Here is a 19,744-nt window from a genome sequence, read left to right on the forward strand (position 1 = left end):
AAATTCAGTATGCGTTTAAGTGTACTAAAAAATGCAGGAAATCCGACATTTCTTAATCGGCAATTTCCTACATTTTACCGCCGGCGTTAACATGGCCTAAAATGTTGTGCAGCATCCTGCTTTTAGCGAATGTAAAAATAGTCCTTCGAAGAGGGATAAGATGGCGCTGGACCGCCAAATATTCCAGATGCAGTCCCACAATAGTCTTTCCCGTGCCAGCGCTGCCTTGAATGATCATAGCCATGTGCCTGGGATTTTTCTTGAACTCCGCACACAGCTGGTCGAATGCGAGTGATACTTCGATTTGATTAGCTAGCATCACCGCGTTGTCCTTTCGCTGTAATATCTTGGTGATACCGAAAAAGTCGGCTCTGCTCAACTCGTAATGGCCAGCGAGAAATTGTTTGGCCGTTTGTTCGCCGGAGCATTTCTTAAAGAGAGAACCGAGATAGTGTGTCAGCCTAGCTTCATCATCCTTAACAAAAACCAGATGAGCGTATTGAGCAAACGCGCGATATTCATCGGTAAACAGTTTCGGCTTTTGGGATTCTGGCAGATTATGCATAAAGGCCAGCACAGCAAGCTGAATGTTACCCGCTTTCACAACACTGTGGTTGGCCTCCAGCTGATGCTCGTACTGAAACATTTGGGCGACTGGGTGCATCCGGTATTCGTTCGCGAAGTTCATTTTGACTTGGTCAGCGTGCTGTGTACCGCCATCACCAATCTTGTTCCACTGTTTTGATTCAACGATCAGGGCAAGCGGCCGGCCGAATAATCTACTGAATCCGCAAATAATTGCGTCAATTCGATGCGTGCCAATGAGCGAATACTCGGCAATCAGCCACAGATCTGACAAGCCGCTGGTGTTGACGATTTGGATAAGCCGATACAACGACTCGCGCCAAGATCGTTGTTCCTCGAAGTTATGGGTGCTGTCGGGTGGCAGCATTTTATTCACTAAGTCATCGGGGCTTAATTGCGCCAGCCGGCCGACTTGATCTGCGATGAGGTAACTCAAACGGGATCACTCCTTTAACTGAGTAGATGCGAATCTTTTTTCAAAGGTCGTACATATTTACATTACGCAAGCGGAATTAATATTGCAGACGAAAAAAAGCACCACCCCGCATTGAAATGGTGCCGATCAGCTGCCCGGGCAGGACTCGAACCTGCAACATCTTGATTAACAGTCAAGCGTTCTACCATTGCACTACCGAGCAAAAATGATGTTGAGATGATATTACCAGCCCGTAAGATTAAAAGCAAGCAAAAAGATTGCTCATTTAAAACATTCCTTCCCCTGCTGCGACGGCTCTTTACAACCTACGGGGAACACCGTATTCTAAAGGGAATGACGCGACAGCACAAGAAGGTAGGATAACGATGGAGATTCAACGACAGGTCGCCAATTATATGGAACAGGTGATGGATGCTTGTATCCTTGCTGGGCGGCTGATGATTGCCAATGGTTCCGAAATGTACCGGGTGGAGGACACCATGCGCCGGATCGCGCAGAATGCCGGGCTGAAGGAGCCGGTCATTTTCACGACGCCGACGGGTATTTTTGTCGGCTTGCAGGATCGGCCGCTGACTTCTTTGGGGACAGTGACTCAGCGGGTCTTAAACATTGAGAAGATCAGCCGGGTGAATAATCTCAGCCGGGAATTTGCGGCGGGGCAGATTGATTTCTACCAGCTTTATGCGGCGCTAAGGGATGTGGATCGGGCGACGCCGACCTTCCCGTTGTGGCTGCAATGTATCGGTGCCGCGGTGGCCAGCGCGTTGTTGATGATCATCTTTGCTGGTCAGTACGATTGGCTGGATATGCCTTTGGCGGCGGTGTCCGGCACGGCTGGGTACCTGGTGGCCTACTATCTGGGCCGCTTTACGAAAGTCTACTTTATTACCCAAACAGTGGCCGCTCTGGCCTGCGGAATCGTTGCATACTTGGGGGTCCGGTTGGGCCTCGGCCACAGCATTGATAACATTATCCTGGGCGGGGTCATGCCCCTGGTGCCTGGGGTGGTGTTGACCACATCCATCCGAGACCTGCTCGCGGGGGATCTGCTCAGCGGGATCGCCCGCGGCGTAGAGGCCATTCTCAGCGCCATTGCCATCGGTGTGGGGATCGCACTCATCTTCCGCTTCCTGATGTAGGCTGAAATAGAAAGGAAATCGTCATGCCGCTTTGGTTACAGTTTTTTGCGCAGGCTGCCCTGAGTTTCTTTGCTACCATGGCCTTTGCCCTCTGTATCAACGTGCCTCGCCGGGCGCTGATTCCCTGCGGCTGGTCTGGCTTGCTGGGTTGGATGGTCTATTGGGTCCTGTGGCAGCTGGGCACCGGCCGGATGCTGGCAAATGCCGCTGGCGCCGTCGTACTGGCGTTCTCAGGTGTCCTGTTTGCCCGTCATTATAAAATGCCGGCAATCATCTTTAATATTCCGGGCCTTTTCCCCCTGGTCCCGGGTGCGACAGCGTATCAAGCGGTCCGTGAGCTGGTCTTAGGCCACATCGATGAATCCATGCGCTTGGTAGTGCGGGTGTTGCTGGTGGCCGGGTCCATCGCCGTAGGCTTCATGCTGGCTCAACTGCTGGGCGAATTTTACAGTCGCTATCTCCGTGCCCGCTGGCGTCGGCGGCGCCGGACTTGAAAGTCGCGGCTCGGCGTGTTAGTGTTGTCGTATGCGATGAGTCGAGTAGCGGCGCAGTAATGCGCCAATACTGCCAGGATATCTGCCCCCGAACGGGCACTGCCGGATTTGCAGGATATCTCCAGTTGGATTGTGGAGTCCGCTGGTTATTGTGCGTCATGCATAGTACTGGTCATAAGCATTACCCCGTGGGTGAGCCTGCTGGGTGATGCTTCTTTTTTTGCAAAAAAACTGCTGCGTTCGCCTAGGCGGGCGCAGCAGCAGGTAATGATCAAATTATTGCCGTTCAGCAATTACTTGCCCGGTACATAATCCTCATCAATGATCAAAACTGGCTTGATCGTCTTCCCAGACCGAGAATCAGCGTTGGCTTCATTAATCTGATCGAACTTGTAGAATTTCTCCGTCTTATCGAAATCAAACATGCCCATCTGATAGAACTTGATCAGGCGCGGAATATCGATTTGCGGGATGGAATCGCCCATGTTGACACCGACGATCTTCTTGTCGTCAACGCACAGAGCGTTCCATGTATCTACGTTTATGTGGTGCTTGGTGACGGCGATCGTGGCAGTGGTCCCGCCTTGAGCCAGGGCCTTGATGGAGTCTTCCATCACCGCGGTCACCCCGGTGGTATCCACGGCCCAGTTCACGCCGCGGCCATCGGTCAAGTCTTGGATTGCTTTGACGACATCACCGTTCTTGCTGTTGATGACGTCTGTGGCCCCGAGTTCTTTCGCCAATTTCAGCCGGGAATCAACGATATCCACGCCGATGACTTTCGTACAGCCAGAAATCCGGCCGGCCATCATTGCTGCTAAACCAACAGCGCCGGTGCCGAAGACAGCAATGGTGTCGCCTGGCTTGGGCTTCAAGGTATTCAGTACGGTGCCGGATCCAGTGACATAGCCGCAGCCCAGCGGCCCCAGTTCGCGCAAGTCCATATCTTTGGGAACCTTCACGGCATTGCGTTCCCGCACAACGGTAGTCGTAGTAAAGGAGCTTTGGTCAAACATATCCGCTACTGGCTTACCGTTTTCGGTAAAGTGGGCGCTGCCGTCCGGCCGGGTGCCGGACAGGTTATTGTGGGCATAGTTCAAGCATTGGGTGGGAATCCCCTTGAGGCAGTTCTCACAATTCCCGCAGGCGTAGAAGCTGAGGACAACGTGGTCGCCGGGCTTGAATTGGGTGACTTCTGGGCCAACTTTTTCTACGATGCCAGAGCCTTCGTGGCCCAGGATGATCGGGTAGCCAATGACGGCGTCACCAATCCGCAGGGCTTCATCAGAGTGACAAATCCCCGAAGCGACCATATGAATCTGCAAATCATCAGCGCCCATCGGTGCTAAATCAATATCATCGCGAATTTCAAAATCACCGTTCTGGTGATCAACAACAGCTGCTTTAATTTTCAAAATGCACACTCCCTTGTGATTAACTACACACTAAGTATTGCGCCGGTTGAATCCGCTGTCAACACCAAAAATCTCACTACCAGGGGTCAAATAATGAGAAAACGCCTGGCCGACTAGGGCCAGGCGCGTCTGTTATTTCTTACTGCTGCTACTGCTGCTGCTCGGCTGAGTGGGGTTGCCCCGGTTGCCGCCAAGCCGATTCTGGTTGGGATTGGTCAGCATGTATTGCTGGATGTACCCCACGATCTCTTGGTTCTGGGGCAGATCGGAATGCTGACTGTCGCTCCCAGTGACGTTGATCAGCGTATACTGGCGTACCTGATCCTGATAGACATATTTACCGGCTTCCACCGATTCAACAGGAACGATACCGTCGTCGGAATAGTTCTCCGTGCCAGCGATGGACCACATCTGGATGTTTTTTGGCAGGGAAGACTTCAACTTGATCATATCGGACAAAATTTCGGTCCGGTTGGCGATATTCTTTTCAGACAGGTTGTACGGGGTCCCAATCGTCATCAGCTTATTGATCGTCAAGTCATCCTGGTTCAGGTATTCTTCCAAATACAAAGTGTAGATCAAACCGCCGTTGGAGTGGCCGATTCCAACAAAGTTGTTGAAGCGGTAGCGGTTTTGCAGGAACTTCATGGCGATGCTGAACCAGCGGGCCTGCTTCTTGATATTGGCGTAACCGTCTTTGTTGTTTTCGAAGCCGACGACGATGAATGGTTCGTTATCACCCGCCTTGACCCCGCCGGTGGTTGTGATGGAATCATCGGTGTGCACCGTGAGTTTCAGGTAACTATGGCCCGTGGAGCGGCTGTTCAGTTCTTTGATCAGCGAATCGAACCGGTTTTGGGTCGCGCTGGACCCGGGAATGAAGATGACCGGCGCCATTCGGGAATTATGGATCACCCGGGCGTTAGCCACGACGCCTTTTTGATAATCGTAAGCGGGAATGCTGATGATCACCAGCAGGATCAGGCCGACCAGTACGCCAGCGATACGTTTAATACGACTCGGTCTTTTTAATAGCCGGGTGCGGTCTTGCGGGGATAAGTTCTTCGCCACTGAGCTTCGCCTCCTCTTGTTGTTGGGTAGGCAGCTCGCCGGTCAAGGTTTGCAGCCACGCTAGATTATCGATGCGAATGAATGGCACATAGACTAGCAAGCCGGCCAGGAAGGCCAGAACACTGGTGAGCAGCGCGGCCCAGTTACCATTGGTCCCTAAGAATGCTGTGAGAAAGCCCGGGCCAGTGTTGAATGTATTGTAGACCACTGGCGGGACCCAGCCGAAGTGCAGGGGCATCCAGCCTACGGTCATGCTGACGAGGGGCGCTAGCAGATAGGGCACGATGTAGATCGGGTTGAAAAGGATTGGGAATCCCACCAGCGCAATATCATTGAAGTTCATCAGCGTGGGGAACAACGCCCACCAGCCGACTTTGCGCCGATCTGGTTGGCGGGACAGCAGAATGATCGCCACCACCAAGGCCAAGGTCATACCATTGCCGCCCATGGCGCCGTATACGTCATAGACGGTATGGAACGTGACCCGGTAAGGCAGGTTGTTCAGCGAACCGGTCTTCAGGGCCACCGTTAGATTCTTTGACGATTGGGTGGAATCAACCGTCAGCTGCGAGAAGGGCGATAATGGCCCAGAGAGACCCACCACGTTCAGCACATTATTCCACAACGTAATCAGCATGATGGTCACGATGGCGTGGGAAAAGGCCCAGCGCGGCAGGGCGATGGAATACAATAGCAAGCCGGCAAAGCCGTTTTGTCCAGTGAGGCTGATCAGCAGGGACAACCCCACTGCCACGGCCAGCACGACACTCACGGGGAATACCGCGTGCAAACCGCGGGTAACAAAAGTTTCTTCCTGCCATGTCGCGGGAGCATGCTGCCAGTGACTGGCAATCCAAGCGCAGCCGCGGTAAGCCTGGGTAGCTGCGAGGCCGACGAGCAGGCCGACAAAGATATTGTGTACCCCGCCGCCGTTGTTCGTCAGCGAACTGCCGATATTGATCCGGCTGACGCCAGCCAGAAGATTCACCTGGAGAATCATCGCCGCCAGCATGGCCACCCAGCCGACGATGCCGTCATTCAAATTATAGAGACGGGCTAAGTATTTGGCGAAAAGAAAGGCACCGAGGAACAGGCTGAAATTGATGGTGATGTCACTGAGGGCGTTCATCACCTGGCCGATACTCCGGGCGGCAGGCAGCCATTCGCCAATATGGTAGATACTGTAAAAAAAGCCGTTTTGCATAAAAATGCTGCGGCTTACCGCCTGCAGCATAGAGCCGATGATCACAAAGGGCAGCAGACTGCCCAAAGTGTGCGTCACGGCGATATAGACTTTTTTCTTGCGGATCACAGTCTGAATGTGTAAATAGCGGGCCGCCAGCCAGTTTTCTAGCGGACTGAACATAGGCGTCCACTCCTTTCTGCAAATTAATAAGTAATCGTCACGACGGTATCGCCCGAAGGAATATCGTTATCCCCCACCCGCATGGTAAAATGGGGGAAAAGAGGACGCAATTCTTGGCTCCAGGTGCGCAGCTGCTGGGTGATTTCGACCCCCGACTGATGCTGAGGGTCTAGCCCTAATTGCGGCCAAAGCCAGTTCTGGGGCAGGGTGAATTCGTGCTCGTTGTTCTGGTAAGCTAGAATCAGTCCGCACAGACGCTGACCACCCTCGCTCAGGGCGGTGAATGCGGCGTATTGCGGTGTGGTGAAGTGAATCATGGCAATGCATCTCCTTGGCTCTATTGTACTGTTTTTGCGGAAATAATTGACAACGAAAGTCTTGACCATTGTATGACTTTTCGGTGTCATCGCTGGGAAAGGAAGAAAAATCGTGACAAAACCACTGAATAAGTACCTGGACCATACGATCCTGAAGCCGGAGGCCACCGAGGATCAGGTGCGCACCGCTATCGCCGAGGCCAAGCAGTATGACTTTGCATCGGTCTGTATCAACCCGTATTGGGTCAAATTGACCCACCAGGAATTGAGCGGTACTGACGTCAATGCCTGCACCGTGATCGGTTTCCCCCTGGGGGCAACCACGACGGCCAGCAAGGTGGCCGAGAGCCAGCAAGCTTTGGCGGATGGCGCCGACGAGCTGGACATGGTGATCAATATCGGGGAATTGAAAGCGGGGCACACCGCAGCGGTGCAAGCGGACATCCAGGCGGTCGCTGAAGCGACCCATGCCGGTCATGGCCTGTTGAAAGTGATCATTGAAGCAGTGCTGTTGACAGATGATGAGAAAGTTACTGCTTGCCGGTTAGCCGAAGCCGCGGGGGCAGATTACGTGAAGACGTCCACCGGTTTTGCCAGCGGCGGCGCCACCGTCCATGACGTGCAGCTGATGCGTCAAACGGTGGGCGAGCGCCTAGGGGTCAAGGCGGCCGGCGGGATCCACACCAAGGCGGATGCCTTGGCAATGATCAATGCCGGGGCGTCCCGGATCGGGGCCAGTGCTTCGGTAGCGATTGTCACGGCCAAGGACTAATCATGGACAAAAAGGAGAACGATTTCATGACGGGAGTTAAAAAGTATCAACGGGTCTTTGTCATTGTATTGGATTCTATTGGTATCGGGGAAGCCCCCGATGCAGCCAAGTTCGATGATGTCGGGTCCGACACGCTGGGGCATATTGGCGAATTTTTCCAGGGCCACTTAGCGATTCCCACGTTGGCGGCACTGGGTCTGAGCAATATCCGGCCGGATAAGCCGATTGCCGGCGTGCCGGTGCAAGCCCGGCCGCTGGGGTATTTCGGCAAGATGGCCGAAGTGTCCGCCGGTAAAGACAGCATGGACGGCCACTGGGAAATGATGGGTCTGCCGGTGACTGAACCGCTTGGTTTCTTTCCGAATGGCTTTCCGGCAGAATTGATCAAAAAGATCGAGGATTTCTCCCACCGCAAGGTGATCGTCAACAAGCCCTATTCCGGGACTGACGTGATCCACGATTATGGGGAAGAACAGATGAAAACCGGCGACTTGATCGTCTATACCTCCGGCGACTCGGTCCTTCAGATCGCGGCCCATACCGATATCATTCCCCTCAAGGAACTCTATCGGATCTGTGAATACGCCCGCAGCATTACGATTGACCAGCCGTATCGCATCGGGCGGGTGATTGCCCGGCCGTACAGCGGTCCGGATAAGGACCATTTCGTCCGCAGCAGCGATCGCCATGACTATGCCCTGCCGCCCACAGGAGAAACCGACCTGGATCGCTTGCAGCAGGCCGGCTACACCACGCTGGGTATCGGTAAAATCAACGATATCTTCTCCGGCCAAGGCATCACCAAGGGCTGGCACAACGCGTCGAACATGGATGGCATGGATCACGTCCAGCACGTCGTGACGAATGAAGACTTCACCGGCTTCGCCTTTGCCAATTTGGTGGACTTCGACGCGATGTACGGCCACCGGCGCAATGCCCAGGGGGATGGGGAAGCCTTAGAGGCCTTCGATGCCCGGCTGGGCGAGATCCTGCCGGAATTGCGGGCCACAGATCTGTTGATGATCACCGCGGACCATGGCAATGATCCCACCTTCAAGGGCACCGACCACACTAGGGAATTTGTGCCGCTGCTGGCCTATTCCCCCAGCATGACCAGCTTTGGCAGTCTGGGCATCCGTTCCCCGTTTGCCGACCTGGGCGCCACCATCCTCGACAACTTCAGTGTGCCCGGGAACGGCATCGGCCACAGTTTCTTGGATCTCCTTCACTAAAATTCACGATTATAAGAAAGCAGGTTATTCATTCATGAGTACGCATATTGCTGCGAAACCCGGCGAAATCGCCGACATCGTTCTACTCCCCGGCGACCCGATTCGGGCCGAGTATATTGCCCAGAACTTCCTGACTGACGCGACGCGCTACAATACCGTGCGCAACGCCTGGGGCTTTACTGGGACTTACCAGGGAACTCGAATCTCGGTCCAGGCCACCGGGATGGGGATGCCGTCTATCAGTATTTACGTCAATGAATTGATCAACGACTACAACGTCCACACTCTGATCCGCGTGGGGACGGCCGGCAGCATTGACCCTGATGTCAACGTGCGGGATATCGTGCTGGCCCAGGGGGCATCGACGGATTCAGCCGTGGTTGACCATACCTTCAGTGACCGGATCCACTATGCCCCGCTGGCAGACTTTGATTTGCTGGATAAGGCGTACCACGTGGCGAAGGATGCCGGCTACAGCATCCACGTGGGCAACGTGCTCAGCGAGGACCAGTTCTATGCGGAGGGCAAGGATTTCCCGCTGTGGCAGGAATACGGCATCAAGGCGTTGGAAATGGAATGTGCCGCCCTGTACCTGATCGCGGCTAAATACAACCGCCGCGCTCTGGGCATCTTGACCATTTCCAATAACATCCTGACCGGTGAAGAAACCACCGCAGAGGAACGGGCCCATACCTTCGGCGACATGATGCACGTGGCTTTGAACGCCGCGGTCGCGCAGTAGTCTCGAATATTTTTCAGAAAATCAGTGTATACTAATAGGACTGGGATTAGTTCGTTCTTCGTACGCCGTGCTAATGCTACGCAAGCTACGGCAAAATGGGCTGGAACGCTGTGACGGCGGTTTGAGCCGGCAAAAGCGCCGTCTCAAACACGCCTAACCACATCGGCGGCAAGCCGCCGTGTGGTTGCACGGCTGAGCCCATTTTGCCTCCGCTTGCTCCGCATTGGCACTCGGTGCGCTTCAAAACGAAATGTGTCTCAGTCCTTTTTTCGCGCAAAAATACAATAATCTGGGAGGGAGATCGACTTTTGGCAACAACAAATTACGTAGACAATCCCACGGTGCAAAAACATCGCTGGTGGATTCTGACGGCCGTGGGACTATTCACCTTCATGGCTACTCTCGATGGCAGTATCGTCAATATCGCGCTGCCTGTTATCAGTAACGATATGCATATCATGACCAACCAAGCGGAATGGATCGTCTCCATCTATCTGCTGACGATCTGTGCGCTTTTGCTCTTATTCGGTAAAATTGGGGATAGTTTCGGCAAAATTCGAGTCTTCCGCGTCGGCACGGTCTTGTTTACCATTGGGTCGCTGCTCTGCGGTTTTAATCATTCGCTGCTGTTCTTACTGGGCGCGCGGGTTGTGCAAGCCCTGGGGGCCAGCATGACCATGAGTACCAATAACGGCATCATTACTGAAGTCTTTCCCATGCGTGAGCGGGGCAAGGCACTGGGGCTGATCGGCTCCTTCGTCTCCCTGGGGGCAATTGCCGGGCCGGGGATCGGCGGGTTGCTGTTGGCGCAGCTGCCGTGGGCTTATATTTTTTGGATCAACGTTCCCCTCGGTCTGTTGACGATTCTGCTGGGCCATTTTATTTTGCCAAAAGACATTGCCCGAGAAAATCGGCCAATTGATTGGCCCGGCGCGATTACCTTTGCCATCGCGATCGTCAGCTTGTTTCTGGCAATCTTCATGGGCCAGGCCGTGGGCTTCGCGAATGGGCTGGTTTTAGCGTTGTTTGCCGGGGCTATTCTGATGTTTGGTCTGTTTGCTTGGATCGAGCAGAAAAAGGCCATCGACCCCTTGCTCAGTTTCCACCTCTTCAAGAATCTAGATTTTTCAATGAGTTTGTTCACCGGTTTTTTGATCTTCGTCGCCAATTTTTTCTTCAACGTCATTGCCCCGTTTTATCTGCAAAACGCCCGGGGCTTGGCGCCGAACATGGCGGGGTATCTGCTGATGCTGTTCCCGATCGTGCAGGTGATCGTATCGCCCATTTCCGGATCGCTGCAAAACCGTTTCGCCCCGGAACTGCTGACGACAGTGGGGCTGGTTATTTTGACCTTGAGTCAAGTCGGCTACATCACCGCGACTTTATCCACGCCGTTATGGCTGTTTGGTTCGTTGGTTGGCGTCATGGGCTTTGGCAATGGGGTCTTCCAGTCGCCGAATAACACCATCGTCATGTCCACCGTCTCTCAGCGGGATCTCGGTGTGGCCGGCGGGATGAATGCGTTAGCTCGGAATCTGGGGATGGTGGTCGGCATTTCGGCGTCCACCACGGTCCTGTTTTCCGCCATGAGTCAGGCGTACGGCAAACCGACAACGACCTACATTAACGGCCGTCCAGATATTTTCCTGGCAGGGATGCATACGACATTGATCGTCGCGTTCTTTATCTGTTTGGTGGCCACGCTGATCAATCTGTGGCGCTATGTGCACAGTCGGGCCAAGGCAAAATAAGCAAACCACTCAGCTCAGCGCATGCTGCACCGATAGAATCTGGTGCGCGACGCTGAGCTTTTTGATGACGCCCAATCCGGGATAGTGGTCAATGTCGCCGTAATGCAGCAATTCCCGCAGCGGCGCATCCCAGAGAATACTGTGCCGGTGGGAAGCCAGCCAGCGGCGCAGTTCGGCCTGGAGCCGTTGAAATTGTACCGCCTGCGGTCCGCTGGCGGCGGGGGGCAGGAAATGGTGGAGCCAGACGCCGCCGTCCCGGAAGTAGGCGATGTGCAGGGCAATCGTGCCCTGGGCCCAGCCTTTGTCAAAATAGGGCGCGCCGCTCAGGGAATAGTCGCTGATGCCGACGAAACCGTGGGCCGCTGCCCAATGCTGTTCGGCCAGCAGCGGGGTATCGGCGTATTGGCCGAATTCTTGGGTGCGCCAGACCCGGGGCCAAGGATCGTGGAGAAAGATACGCCGGGGATGCTGAACAGCATGTAAAATCCGAGGATCACTGGGCACTACCAGGTACCGGGCCTGCCGGATAATGGCCGCGGGCGGCAGCAGTTGCGGGTCATCCAGCAAGAGCACCTGATTTGGTGGGACCGCCAACTCTGGCCGCCACCACCAGCCTTGCAGAATCTGGGGATCGGCAAGGGCGGCGGTCAGCGGGTACCGTTTTTGATTATCCAAGCCGTAAGTGCCGACGCTGGGGTTCTGAATCACGACCGTGGGCAGCCCGGCGCGATTGCGCAGTTTCAATAGCCGGGGCAGGACCGCAGCATCACGGATCGGTTCAATAATCGGCACGATCCGGTCCGTGAGCAGGTTTTCCTGCGTCAATAACTGCAGCGCCAACAGGTCGAATTGTCGGCCGCGCAGCAGCGGCCAATACGTTAATCCGCTCATGGCAGCCGCCCCTGACCCGCACGCCAGCGCCAATAACTGGCCTCCCGGCGCAAGCGGGCATTGTCGGCCTTCAGCGCTGTGGCCTGATCCGTCAGATCCGTGATTGCCTCTTGATTCAGATCCTGCAGGAACCGGTTGTAATAATGGGGTGTGGGGTAGAGCGGATCGGTGAGCTTGGCCCGGCGCTTGAGTTCTCGGTACAGCTGGTCGGTGCCAAAGCCCTGCAGGCCCTGATCCATCCGCTTGGCCTTATCCACTTCCCGGGTCAAGGAATGGAGAAAGCGGTCCAGCAGCTCGTCGGCGGGCACCTGCAATTCCTGCTGGCGGGCGGTTTTGACAATGGTCAAATACCCAGGATAAGGCGTGGCCACCTGCGTCGGGTCCGCTTTCTCATAAGGCCGATACACGAGCACGCCGACGTGGGCGGGAATTTCGGCGGCCACCTCCTCATAGAGGGCCAGGGGCAGCACAAAATAATTATAGTGACCGACAAAAGACAGCTGGGCGCTGGAATGGAAGTCAGATTTGGTGACCTTTAACTCATAACAACGCCATTCGAATTGTCCCGGTGCCAGCAGCTGGCAGGCTAGGGTGTCGACGATGCCTTTGTTGTCCGGCATGGTCACCTCTTCCACGACTGCCGCTCCGGCGTCGCGGCAGTAACCGTACAGGGTATGTTCAAGATCCAGGGTGAGGGCGGTTTTCGTCATCGTGATCTTCCTTCCAAAAGTCAGTCAGCAGGGTCGTCAGCTGGTCATCCGTGTGGGCCAGGCGGAGGTTGCGGGTCCAGGACAGGGGCAGATAGTGCTGATAGCGGGGCTGGGCGAAACGCTCGTCCAGCAGCAGGATCACGCCCCGGTCGTGCATGCCCCGAATCAGCCGGCCACCGGCTTGGAGGACATTGTTCAGGCCCGGCAGTTGATAGGCATAGGTGAACCCTTGGCCGTTGCGGGCGTTGAAGTATGCTTTCAATAAATTATTGCGCAGCGACAACCCAGGCAGGCCCACGCCCACCACCGCGACGCCGATCAAGCGGTCAGCGGGCAGGTCAATGCCCTCGCCAAAGGACCCGCCCAGCACCGCGAAACCGACGCTGGTGGCCGTGGGGTGGGGTTGAAAGTGGGCCAAGAAGGCCGCTCGATCGGTCGCCGCCATCCCGCCGGTTTGGCTGAAAACGGTGATTTCCGGGTATGCCGCAGAGAAGGCCATGTAAACTTGTTCCAAATAATGATACGAAGGCAAAAACACCAGGTAATTCCCCGTTCGGGCTTGAGCAAAGGCCGCCAAGGCGGCGACGATCCGTGCTTCGTTCGCCGCCCGCCGCTGATACGTGGTGGCGATATCGTCCCGAATGACCACCAGCTGATGGCCTGCCGGAAATGGGGAGGGCAGCTGGTAAACCAAACTGTCGGCGGGATCGGCTAAGAGTTCCTGGTAGTAGGTCAGCGGCGACAGGGTGGCTGAAAACAGCACCGCCCCGCGGCCTTTATGCAGACAGGCATCAACGAATGGTTCTGGATCAAGGCACAGCTGGGTGATCCGGACCTGCTGGTGCTCGCGTTCCACCACCGTTCGGTACTGCTCCCCATAGAGTTCCGCGATCCGGCTGTAACTGATACAGTCAAAATACACTGGCAGTACAGCCTGGATATCCTCATCTGCCGGCTGACCGGGCAGCCATTCATGGATCCGCTCCACGAACCGGGCGACTTTCTGATTAAATTCGGTCAACGCCTCAACGCTGACCCACTCATTCTGTTCCTTAGCGGTCAATGCTTTACCCACGGCGGTAAAAGCAGTCCGCAATTGACGCAGGGCGTTGCTGGCTTCCCGCTGGTGGTGCTGGCGCAGCGTGGCGGCCAGCGGACTTAAGCCGGCACTGGTCAGCGTCGCTGAATACATATCCCGGGCCCGATGAATCAGATTATGGGCTTCATCGATCAAGAAAAACTGGCTGGAATCCGGTTGGGCGAAGAACCGCTGCAAAAAAACCAGCGGGTCAAAGAGATAGTTGTAATCGCAAATCACCACGTCGGCGAAGCGGGCGGCGTCTAAGGACAGTTCAAAGGGATCCACCGTGTGCTTCTTGGCGTAGCGCTCGATCGTCGCCCGGTCCAGCAGTCGTTCGTGGCTGATGATGTCCTTCACCGCGGCCTTGTTTCGGTCATAGTAGCCCCGATAATAAGGACACAGGTCTGGCGTCCGCTTTTCCGGCGGACAAAAACTGATCTTATCCTTCGCCGTCAGCGTGATGCACCGGAGCTGCGCTCCCTGGTCGATCAGCAAGCGGCACCCGTCCTCGGCACTTTGCCGGGTCGCTTCTTTCGCGGTTAAATAAAACAACCGGTTCAATCCCTCGGCGGGCATCGCCTTCACGGCGGGGAACAGCGTCGCCATGGTTTTGCCGGTGCCCGTGGGGGCTTGAACAAACAACCGCTGCTGGGTATGGATCGTCTTGTACACCGCCGCCGCAAATTCCCGCTGCTGCGGACGAAAGTCGCCAAAGGGAAAGGTCAACGGTGTCAAAGAGGCATCCCGCTCCTGTTTGAGCTGGTGCCGAAAAATGACCCAGCCCTCGTAATCGTGAAGCAGAGCCTGATAATACTCGGCCAAGTCGGCGGCGGGCAAGGGCCATTGCTGGCGGGTGATCTGCTTCGTCGTGGTCTGGTAGTAGGTCAGCTGAAGGATGATCCGGTCCAGCTGGCGCGCGGTACACAAAAAATGGCCGTAGACGGCAGCCTGCGCCCAGTAGCGGCCCAGAGCGTCATCGCTGAGTTCAGAGAAGTCCAGGGCGCTGGTCTTGATTTCATCCACGATAGTCAGGCCGGAAGCGTCGTCTTGGTCCACCCCGTCGGCCCGGCCGTCAATCGTGTAGTCCTCCCCGGCCAGCGTCACCGCGGCCTTCAGCGTGACCTCTTTCTCATAGTTGGGCCCGGCCTGCTTTTGCAGCATCCGGTGAATGCGGGCGCCTTCTAGAGCCGTATTGGTGCTGCTCTGACTGGCGTCCAGGTCGCCGGACTTGCATTCAAATTCCACCAGTTCCCGTACGCCAATGCGCTGCGCCATCATGTGCCCTCCCTCGAATCGTTAATAGTTTTATTATAGAATGAATGTTCGCGCGAGGGAAGGGATGCATTGCCTGGTGCAATCGGATACACTGAAGGAAGAAAACAAGAAAGGACCACCTTGCCCATGATTGAAGAAAGACAGCACGTATTCTATATCACCACCGCCCACACGTCGTATTGGTTCCGGGTCACCGCCCACGGTCAGCTGGAGCACTTGTATTATGGCCCGCGCCTAACGCCCCAGGATCCCACCGCCGTGGCCTTCAAACATACCAGCGGCCTGGGTAGTACCGTGGCCTATGACGAGCAGGATTGGACGTATAGTCTGGACACTTTGCCCCAGGAATACGCCGGCTTTGGCCGGGGTGATTTCCGGGACAGCCCGCTGATTTTGAAGATGGCTGATGGCAGCTATGTGTCGGATTTTGTCTATCAAGAGCACCACATTTACAGCGGTGTTGCGCCGTCAAAAATCCTGCCCCAGGCGACGGATCAGCCTGATACCGGCAGTCAGACGCTGTATGTTACGCTGCGGGATAAACTGCAAGCCATCACGTTAGAACTAGCCTATACGGTTTTGCCCGATAGCGATGTGATTACCCGGCGGGTGGTCCTGCATAACAATACGGCCAAGCCGCTGGTGATCGACCGCATCATGAGTGCCCAGTGGGACATGCCCAATCGCGGCTACGCGCTCCACTCCTTCGCCGGGGCGTGGGCCAGCGAGATGCAGCACCATGTGCAGCCGGTCACCGACGGCACGATCGTGTTGAACAGTCTCACTGGCGGCAGTTCCAACAAGCAAAACCCCGGCTTCCTGCTCAGCGCCGCGGAGGCCACGGAAGATACCGGCTGGGCGTATGGCGTCAATCTGCTGTACAGCGGCAATCATGAAAGTCGCATCCAGCACACGAACCAGAATTTTGTGCGGCTGATGACCGGCATCAACAGTCAAGGCTTCCACTGGTCGGTCGCGCCGGGGGAAGCATTCGAAACCCCCAGTGCGGCCCTGACGTTTTCTGATCGCGGCTTGAACGGTGTTTCCCAGCACTTTCACAAGTTCATTAATGATAATGTTGTACCGCCCGCTTTTCAACATCAAGACCGGCCCATCGTGTACAACAATTGGGAAGCGACGTATTTTAACTTCAATGAAGATAAGCTGTTTGCGCTGGCCCAGCAGGCCAAGGATCTCGGTGTGGAGCTCTTCGTGATCGACGATGGCTGGTTCGGTACCCGGGACGATGATACCCAGGGACTGGGGGATTACACGGTCAACGCCCGCAAGTTCCCCCATGGCTTACCAGCGTTTGTCCAGCGGGTCCATGGGTTAGGGTTGAAAGTCGGCCTGTGGTTTGAGCCGGAAATGGTTAACGAAAACAGCGACCTCTACCGAGCGCACCCGGAGTGGGCGGTGCATGTGCCCGGCCGGGCGCCAGTCTTGGGCCGCCATCAGCTGGTGCTGGATCTGACCCAGCCAGCCGTGCAGGACTACATTGTCCAGCAGGTCAGTCACGTCATTGACACCACAGGTATTGATTACGTTAAATGGGACATGAACCGGCACATCACCGACATGTACTCGCCAGCGCTGGCGGACAACGCTGAGTTCAACCACCGCTATATCCTGGGCTTGTACGCGGTCTTGCGCCGGATTTTCCGGCCGCGGCCGCAGGTGCTGTTAGAAACCTGTTCCTCCGGCGGCAATCGGTTCGACCTGGGGATGCTCACTTTTGGCCCCCAAATCTGGTCTTCCGACGACACCGATCCCATTGAACGACTGACTATCCAGCAGGGGTTAAGCTATCTTTATCCCCAGTCGGCCATTTCCGCCCACGTGTCCGCTTCGCCGAACCAGCAGACCCTGCGCGTCGTGCCGTTGTCCACCCGGGGCAATGTGGCCAGCTTCGGGGTGCTGGGTTACGAAATGGATCTGAATGCGTTGACCGACGCGGATCGGGCGGAAATTCGCGAGCAGACGGCTTTTTATAAACAGTATCGGCATCTGCTGCAGTTCGGTACGTTCACCCGCCATCCGGCCGCTCAGCCGCAACAGTTCCGCTGGCAGGTCCAGGCCGGGGATACGGCAATTGCCGGCTTTTTCCAGCAGCATATCAGTGCGGCCCACGGGTATGACTGCCTGCCCGTGACCGGCTTGGCCCCGGAAACGATGTATACCATGGCGAGCAAGCCTCAGCGCATCATGCTGAGTCAGTATGCCGGGTTATTGGATCATCTGCCGGCTGCCCAAGGCCGCACAAGCATTCCGGATGCCCAGGAGCACTACACAGGGACCGGTGCGCTGCTGGCCACTGGCGTGATGCTGAATAATCAGTTTATGCTGTCAGGGTATAGTGATCAGGTGCGGATGCTGGGGGATTATGGGTCGACGTTGTATGTGATTCAACCGGAACAGGAATAATTGGATGAAAAACGGCACACTTTCTCTCGAATCAGAGAAAGTGTGCCGCTTTTGTTAAGCCGTCGCCAGTGTTGGCGCAGCGGCGATCGCCGGCGCTGCCGGCTGCAATTCAAGCACTGCTGTCAGCTGCTTGGTGATTTCAGGATAGAGTTGGTGGGTGATCATCAGCACCGTTAAACTGGGATCGTTCAGCAGCGTTTCTTCAATCTTCAAGGCTTGATCCTTATCCAAACTCGCCGTACCTTCGTCCATCAGAATGATCTGCTTGTGCCGCAGAAAACCCCGGGCCAGGGCTAGCCGCTGCTTTTGACCACCAGAAAAGTTGCGGCCGTTTTCCCCCACGCTATTGTCTAACCCTGCCGGCAGGGCCTGGACTTGGTCCCACAACGCCGCCTGCTGCAAGGCAGCAATCAACTCGGCATCGCTATAGTCATCGCCCAACGTCAGGTTGTCCCGCACGCTACCGGAGAAAATATAAGGCGTTTGATCCAAATACATGACGTGGTCGCGAATCGCGGTGGGATCCAAATCGTGGTATTCCTGCCCGTTCAGCGTTAATGAACCGCGATACGCGGTGAGTTTGCCGGCCAGCAGGTTGAATAGCGTGGATTTACCGCTGCCGCTGGGACCGACGATGGCATATTTACCGCCGAGCCGGAAGGTTTGCTGCAGATCTTGGATGACCGGTTGAGCCTGACCGTAGGCTACGGTCAGATCCGTCAAGACAATGCCGCTGTGCAGCGCCGTTAGTGTTGTCTTGGCTGGTTCTGCCGGCGCTGGCAGGTCGTTGTACTTGGCAAAGATGGCATTGGTTCCCCGGACCATGGCAATCATGGTGGACAACTCAGCCAAGGTGCCGAAGACCCGGAAAGACAGATTGCCGGTGGAAATAATCATGCCCACGGGGACAATATGCTGCAAAGCCAGCAGGCCGGTAATAAAGATGATCCCGACCTGGGCCAGAATATTGGTGATGCCGCCCAAGATGCCGGCAATCACTTGGACTTTAGCTTGTTTTACTTTGGCCGCCGCCAGCGGCTGCTGGGCGGTGGTGATGGCGTCGACTAAACGGTGCCGGTGATTCAAGGCCAATAATGTGTCAAAACCATTCAGATGATCGTTGACTTTTTGCAAAAACGCCGCGTTCTTTTCCGTCACGGATAAGCTGGCATGGGCCATGGCTTTTTGGACCAGCAGCGGGACGGCAATCATTAAACCGGCGAAGCCCACCGTGGCGATGGCGAGGGCCCAATGCAGGGCGACCAAAGTGATCATGGAGAAAACCGCGGTCAGAATACTGCCCGCCATTTCGTAAACGTTGGCAAAGCCTTGCACCTCGATTTGGTTGATGTCGTTGCTGAGCCAAGAACTATAGTCGCTGGCCTGGTGGGCATGGTATTCGCTGTAGGGCAGCTGACTCAATTTCGTCCCAATATCGCGGCGCAGGGCATTCGCCATTTTTTGAATCGTCTTGGCCTGCAGTACACCGCCCACATAGTTCATCCCAAGCAGCAGGGCGAACGCGCCGATATCCAGCAAGGTCCATTTGAGAAAACCGTTGAAATCAAATTTAATCAGGGCATTCAATTCCGCAGCGGCCAAGAGGGCGGTAACGATCGTTAAGCTGGCCTGGACCGCGGCGATCATCAGATATACCAGATTACGGAACCAGAATTTCTTAAAGTAATAAAACATGAAGTGCAACAAAAAAGTTAGACAGTTTGAAAAATAATTACGCTACGGCCTGAGTCCGGTATTCGATCGGAGTCAGGCCGTTTTTGTTGAGTGAGATGCGATCATGATTAAACCACGTGACGTAGTGAGTCACGACTTGTTTCAGCTCTGAAAGATCTTTGATGGGTTGCCGATTGATCCGTTCACGCTTGAGCAGATTGAAGAAACTTTCCATTGGCGCATTATCGTGACAGTTACCCTTACGAGACATGCTGGGAACGATCCCCATAGCATGTACCCGAGACTGGTATTCACGGGTCTGGTATTGCCAGCCTTGATCGGAGTGCATGATTGGCGTGACATTGGCAG

The 19,744-nt window shown here is 55.5% G+C and carries 17 protein-coding genes and 1 tRNA gene; 7 read left to right on the forward strand and 11 right to left on the reverse strand.

Going from position 1 to position 19,744, the window contains the following annotated elements; translation table 11 throughout:
* Positions 1-67 precede the first annotated feature (67 nt).
* Both H627_RS0112765 and H627_RS0112775 read right to left on the reverse strand, forming a co-directional pair.
* The gene (locus H627_RS0112765; protein WP_027829265.1) at positions 68-1,021 is read right to left on the reverse strand and encodes a DEAD/DEAH box helicase; all 954 of its coding nucleotides are present in this window, start codon (positions 1,019-1,021) and stop codon (positions 68-70) included.
* 130 nt (positions 1,022-1,151) lie between these two features.
* Positions 1,152-1,223 (reverse strand) — tRNA-Asn (locus H627_RS0112775).
* A 157-nt stretch (positions 1,224-1,380) separates the two neighbouring features.
* Between H627_RS0112775 and H627_RS0112780 the strand changes: the two genes are divergently transcribed.
* The gene (locus tag H627_RS0112780; RefSeq protein WP_027829266.1) at positions 1,381-2,160 is read left to right on the forward strand and encodes a threonine/serine exporter family protein; all 780 of its coding nucleotides are present in this window, start codon (positions 1,381-1,383) and stop codon (positions 2,158-2,160) included.
* A 23-nt stretch (positions 2,161-2,183) separates the two neighbouring features.
* Positions 2,184-2,654 (forward strand): threonine/serine exporter family protein, encoded by a 471-nt coding sequence (locus H627_RS0112785; RefSeq protein ID WP_027829267.1) that lies wholly within the window; start codon positions 2,184-2,186, stop codon positions 2,652-2,654.
* A 293-nt stretch (positions 2,655-2,947) separates the two neighbouring features.
* Here the strand turns inward: H627_RS0112785 and H627_RS0112790 are convergent, their stop codons facing one another.
* The 4 genes from H627_RS0112790 to H627_RS0112805 form a co-directional block, all read right to left on the reverse strand.
* A complete protein-coding gene (locus H627_RS0112790; RefSeq protein WP_027829268.1) occupies positions 2,948-4,069 on the reverse strand; it encodes an NAD(P)-dependent alcohol dehydrogenase in 1,122 nt (373 codons plus the stop codon).
* Positions 4,070-4,201: 132 nt separating this feature from the next.
* Positions 4,202-5,083 (reverse strand): alpha/beta hydrolase, encoded by an 882-nt coding sequence (locus H627_RS18335; protein WP_051225432.1) that lies wholly within the window; start codon positions 5,081-5,083, stop codon positions 4,202-4,204.
* A complete protein-coding gene (locus tag H627_RS19440) occupies positions 5,079-6,506 on the reverse strand; it encodes a PTS transporter subunit EIIC (protein ID WP_051225429.1) in 1,428 nt (475 codons plus the stop codon). Before H627_RS19440 ends, H627_RS18335 begins: the two co-directional genes overlap by 5 nt.
* 23 nt (positions 6,507-6,529) lie before the next feature.
* The gene (locus H627_RS0112805; protein ID WP_027829269.1) at positions 6,530-6,823 is read right to left on the reverse strand and encodes a hypothetical protein; all 294 of its coding nucleotides are present in this window, start codon (positions 6,821-6,823) and stop codon (positions 6,530-6,532) included.
* Positions 6,824-6,935: 112 nt separating this feature from the next.
* Here H627_RS0112805 and deoC point away from each other — a divergent pair, with 112 nt between their 5' ends.
* The 4 genes from deoC to H627_RS0112830 all read left to right on the forward strand — a co-directional run bounded on the left by deoC (position 6,936) and on the right by H627_RS0112830 (position 11,320).
* Positions 6,936-7,595: a deoxyribose-phosphate aldolase gene (gene deoC, locus H627_RS0112810; RefSeq protein WP_027829270.1), complete on the forward strand. Its 660-nt coding sequence runs from the start codon at positions 6,936-6,938 to the stop codon at positions 7,593-7,595.
* 26 nt (positions 7,596-7,621) lie between these two features.
* On the forward strand, positions 7,622-8,827 hold the full coding sequence (locus tag H627_RS0112815; RefSeq protein WP_027829271.1) for a phosphopentomutase: 1,206 nt from the start codon (positions 7,622-7,624) through the stop codon (positions 8,825-8,827).
* 34 nt (positions 8,828-8,861) lie between these two features.
* Positions 8,862-9,569 (forward strand): purine-nucleoside phosphorylase, encoded by a 708-nt coding sequence (deoD, locus tag H627_RS0112820; RefSeq protein WP_027829272.1) that lies wholly within the window; start codon positions 8,862-8,864, stop codon positions 9,567-9,569.
* Between the two features lie 308 nt (positions 9,570-9,877).
* A complete protein-coding gene (locus H627_RS0112830; protein ID WP_035441034.1) occupies positions 9,878-11,320 on the forward strand; it encodes an MFS transporter in 1,443 nt (480 codons plus the stop codon).
* 9 nt (positions 11,321-11,329) lie between these two features.
* Here the strand turns inward: H627_RS0112830 and H627_RS0112835 are convergent, their stop codons facing one another.
* The 3 genes from H627_RS0112835 to H627_RS0112845 are packed head-to-tail and all read right to left on the reverse strand — an operon-like array spanning position 11,330 to position 15,277.
* On the reverse strand, positions 11,330-12,211 hold the full coding sequence (locus H627_RS0112835) for a sce7725 family protein (RefSeq protein ID WP_027829274.1): 882 nt from the start codon (positions 12,209-12,211) through the stop codon (positions 11,330-11,332).
* Positions 12,208-12,921 carry a hypothetical protein gene (locus H627_RS0112840; RefSeq protein WP_035441037.1) on the reverse strand — a complete coding sequence of 238 codons (714 nt, stop codon included), beginning with the start codon at positions 12,919-12,921 and terminating at the stop codon, positions 12,208-12,210. Before H627_RS0112840 ends, H627_RS0112835 begins: the two co-directional genes overlap by 4 nt.
* A complete protein-coding gene (locus H627_RS0112845; protein WP_027829276.1) occupies positions 12,890-15,277 on the reverse strand; it encodes an ATP-dependent DNA helicase in 2,388 nt (795 codons plus the stop codon). The genes H627_RS0112840 and H627_RS0112845 overlap by 32 nt, the downstream gene beginning before the upstream one ends.
* 126 nt (positions 15,278-15,403) lie before the next feature.
* Between H627_RS0112845 and H627_RS0112850 the strand changes: the two genes are divergently transcribed.
* Positions 15,404-17,701, forward strand: a complete 2,298-nt coding sequence (locus H627_RS0112850; RefSeq protein ID WP_027829277.1) for an alpha-galactosidase — start codon at positions 15,404-15,406, stop codon at positions 17,699-17,701.
* A gap of 54 nt (positions 17,702-17,755) precedes the next feature.
* Here H627_RS0112850 and H627_RS18345 read toward each other — a convergent pair whose 3' ends face one another.
* Complete coding sequence (locus H627_RS18345; protein ID WP_152319434.1) at positions 17,756-19,396, reverse strand: ABC transporter ATP-binding protein; 1,641 nt, start codon at positions 19,394-19,396, stop codon at positions 17,756-17,758.
* 37 nt (positions 19,397-19,433) lie between these two features.
* On the reverse strand, positions 19,434-19,744 hold a 311-nt coding region (locus H627_RS0112860; RefSeq protein WP_027829278.1), incomplete at its 5' end, for an IS3 family transposase.

This window comes from Schleiferilactobacillus harbinensis DSM 16991, assembly GCF_000425885.1.
Classification (GTDB): domain Bacteria; phylum Bacillota; class Bacilli; order Lactobacillales; family Lactobacillaceae; genus Schleiferilactobacillus; species Schleiferilactobacillus harbinensis.

What these genes read in the sequence shown, in the direction of transcription:
- H627_RS0112845 (WP_027829276.1), bottom strand. Translation starts at nt 15,277, where the DNA reads ATGGCGCAGCGCATTGGCGTACGGGAACTGGTGGAATTTGAATGCAAG.
- H627_RS0112785 (WP_027829267.1), top strand. Translation starts at nt 2,184, where the DNA reads ATGCCGCTTTGGTTACAGTTTTTTGCGCAGGCTGCCCTGAGTTTCTTT.
- deoD (WP_027829272.1), top strand. Translation starts at nt 8,862, where the DNA reads ATGAGTACGCATATTGCTGCGAAACCCGGCGAAATCGCCGACATCGTT.
- H627_RS0112850 (WP_027829277.1), top strand. Translation starts at nt 15,404, where the DNA reads ATGATTGAAGAAAGACAGCACGTATTCTATATCACCACCGCCCACACG.
- H627_RS0112815 (WP_027829271.1), top strand. Translation starts at nt 7,622, where the DNA reads ATGACGGGAGTTAAAAAGTATCAACGGGTCTTTGTCATTGTATTGGAT.
- H627_RS0112805 (WP_027829269.1), bottom strand. Translation starts at nt 6,823, where the DNA reads ATGATTCACTTCACCACACCGCAATACGCCGCATTCACCGCCCTGAGC.
- H627_RS0112840 (WP_035441037.1), bottom strand. Translation starts at nt 12,921, where the DNA reads ATGACGAAAACCGCCCTCACCCTGGATCTTGAACATACCCTGTACGGT.
- H627_RS0112835 (WP_027829274.1), bottom strand. Translation starts at nt 12,211, where the DNA reads ATGAGCGGATTAACGTATTGGCCGCTGCTGCGCGGCCGACAATTCGAC.
- H627_RS19440 (WP_051225429.1), bottom strand. Translation starts at nt 6,506, where the DNA reads ATGTTCAGTCCGCTAGAAAACTGGCTGGCGGCCCGCTATTTACACATT.
- H627_RS18345 (WP_152319434.1), bottom strand. Translation starts at nt 19,396, where the DNA reads ATGTTTTATTACTTTAAGAAATTCTGGTTCCGTAATCTGGTATATCTG.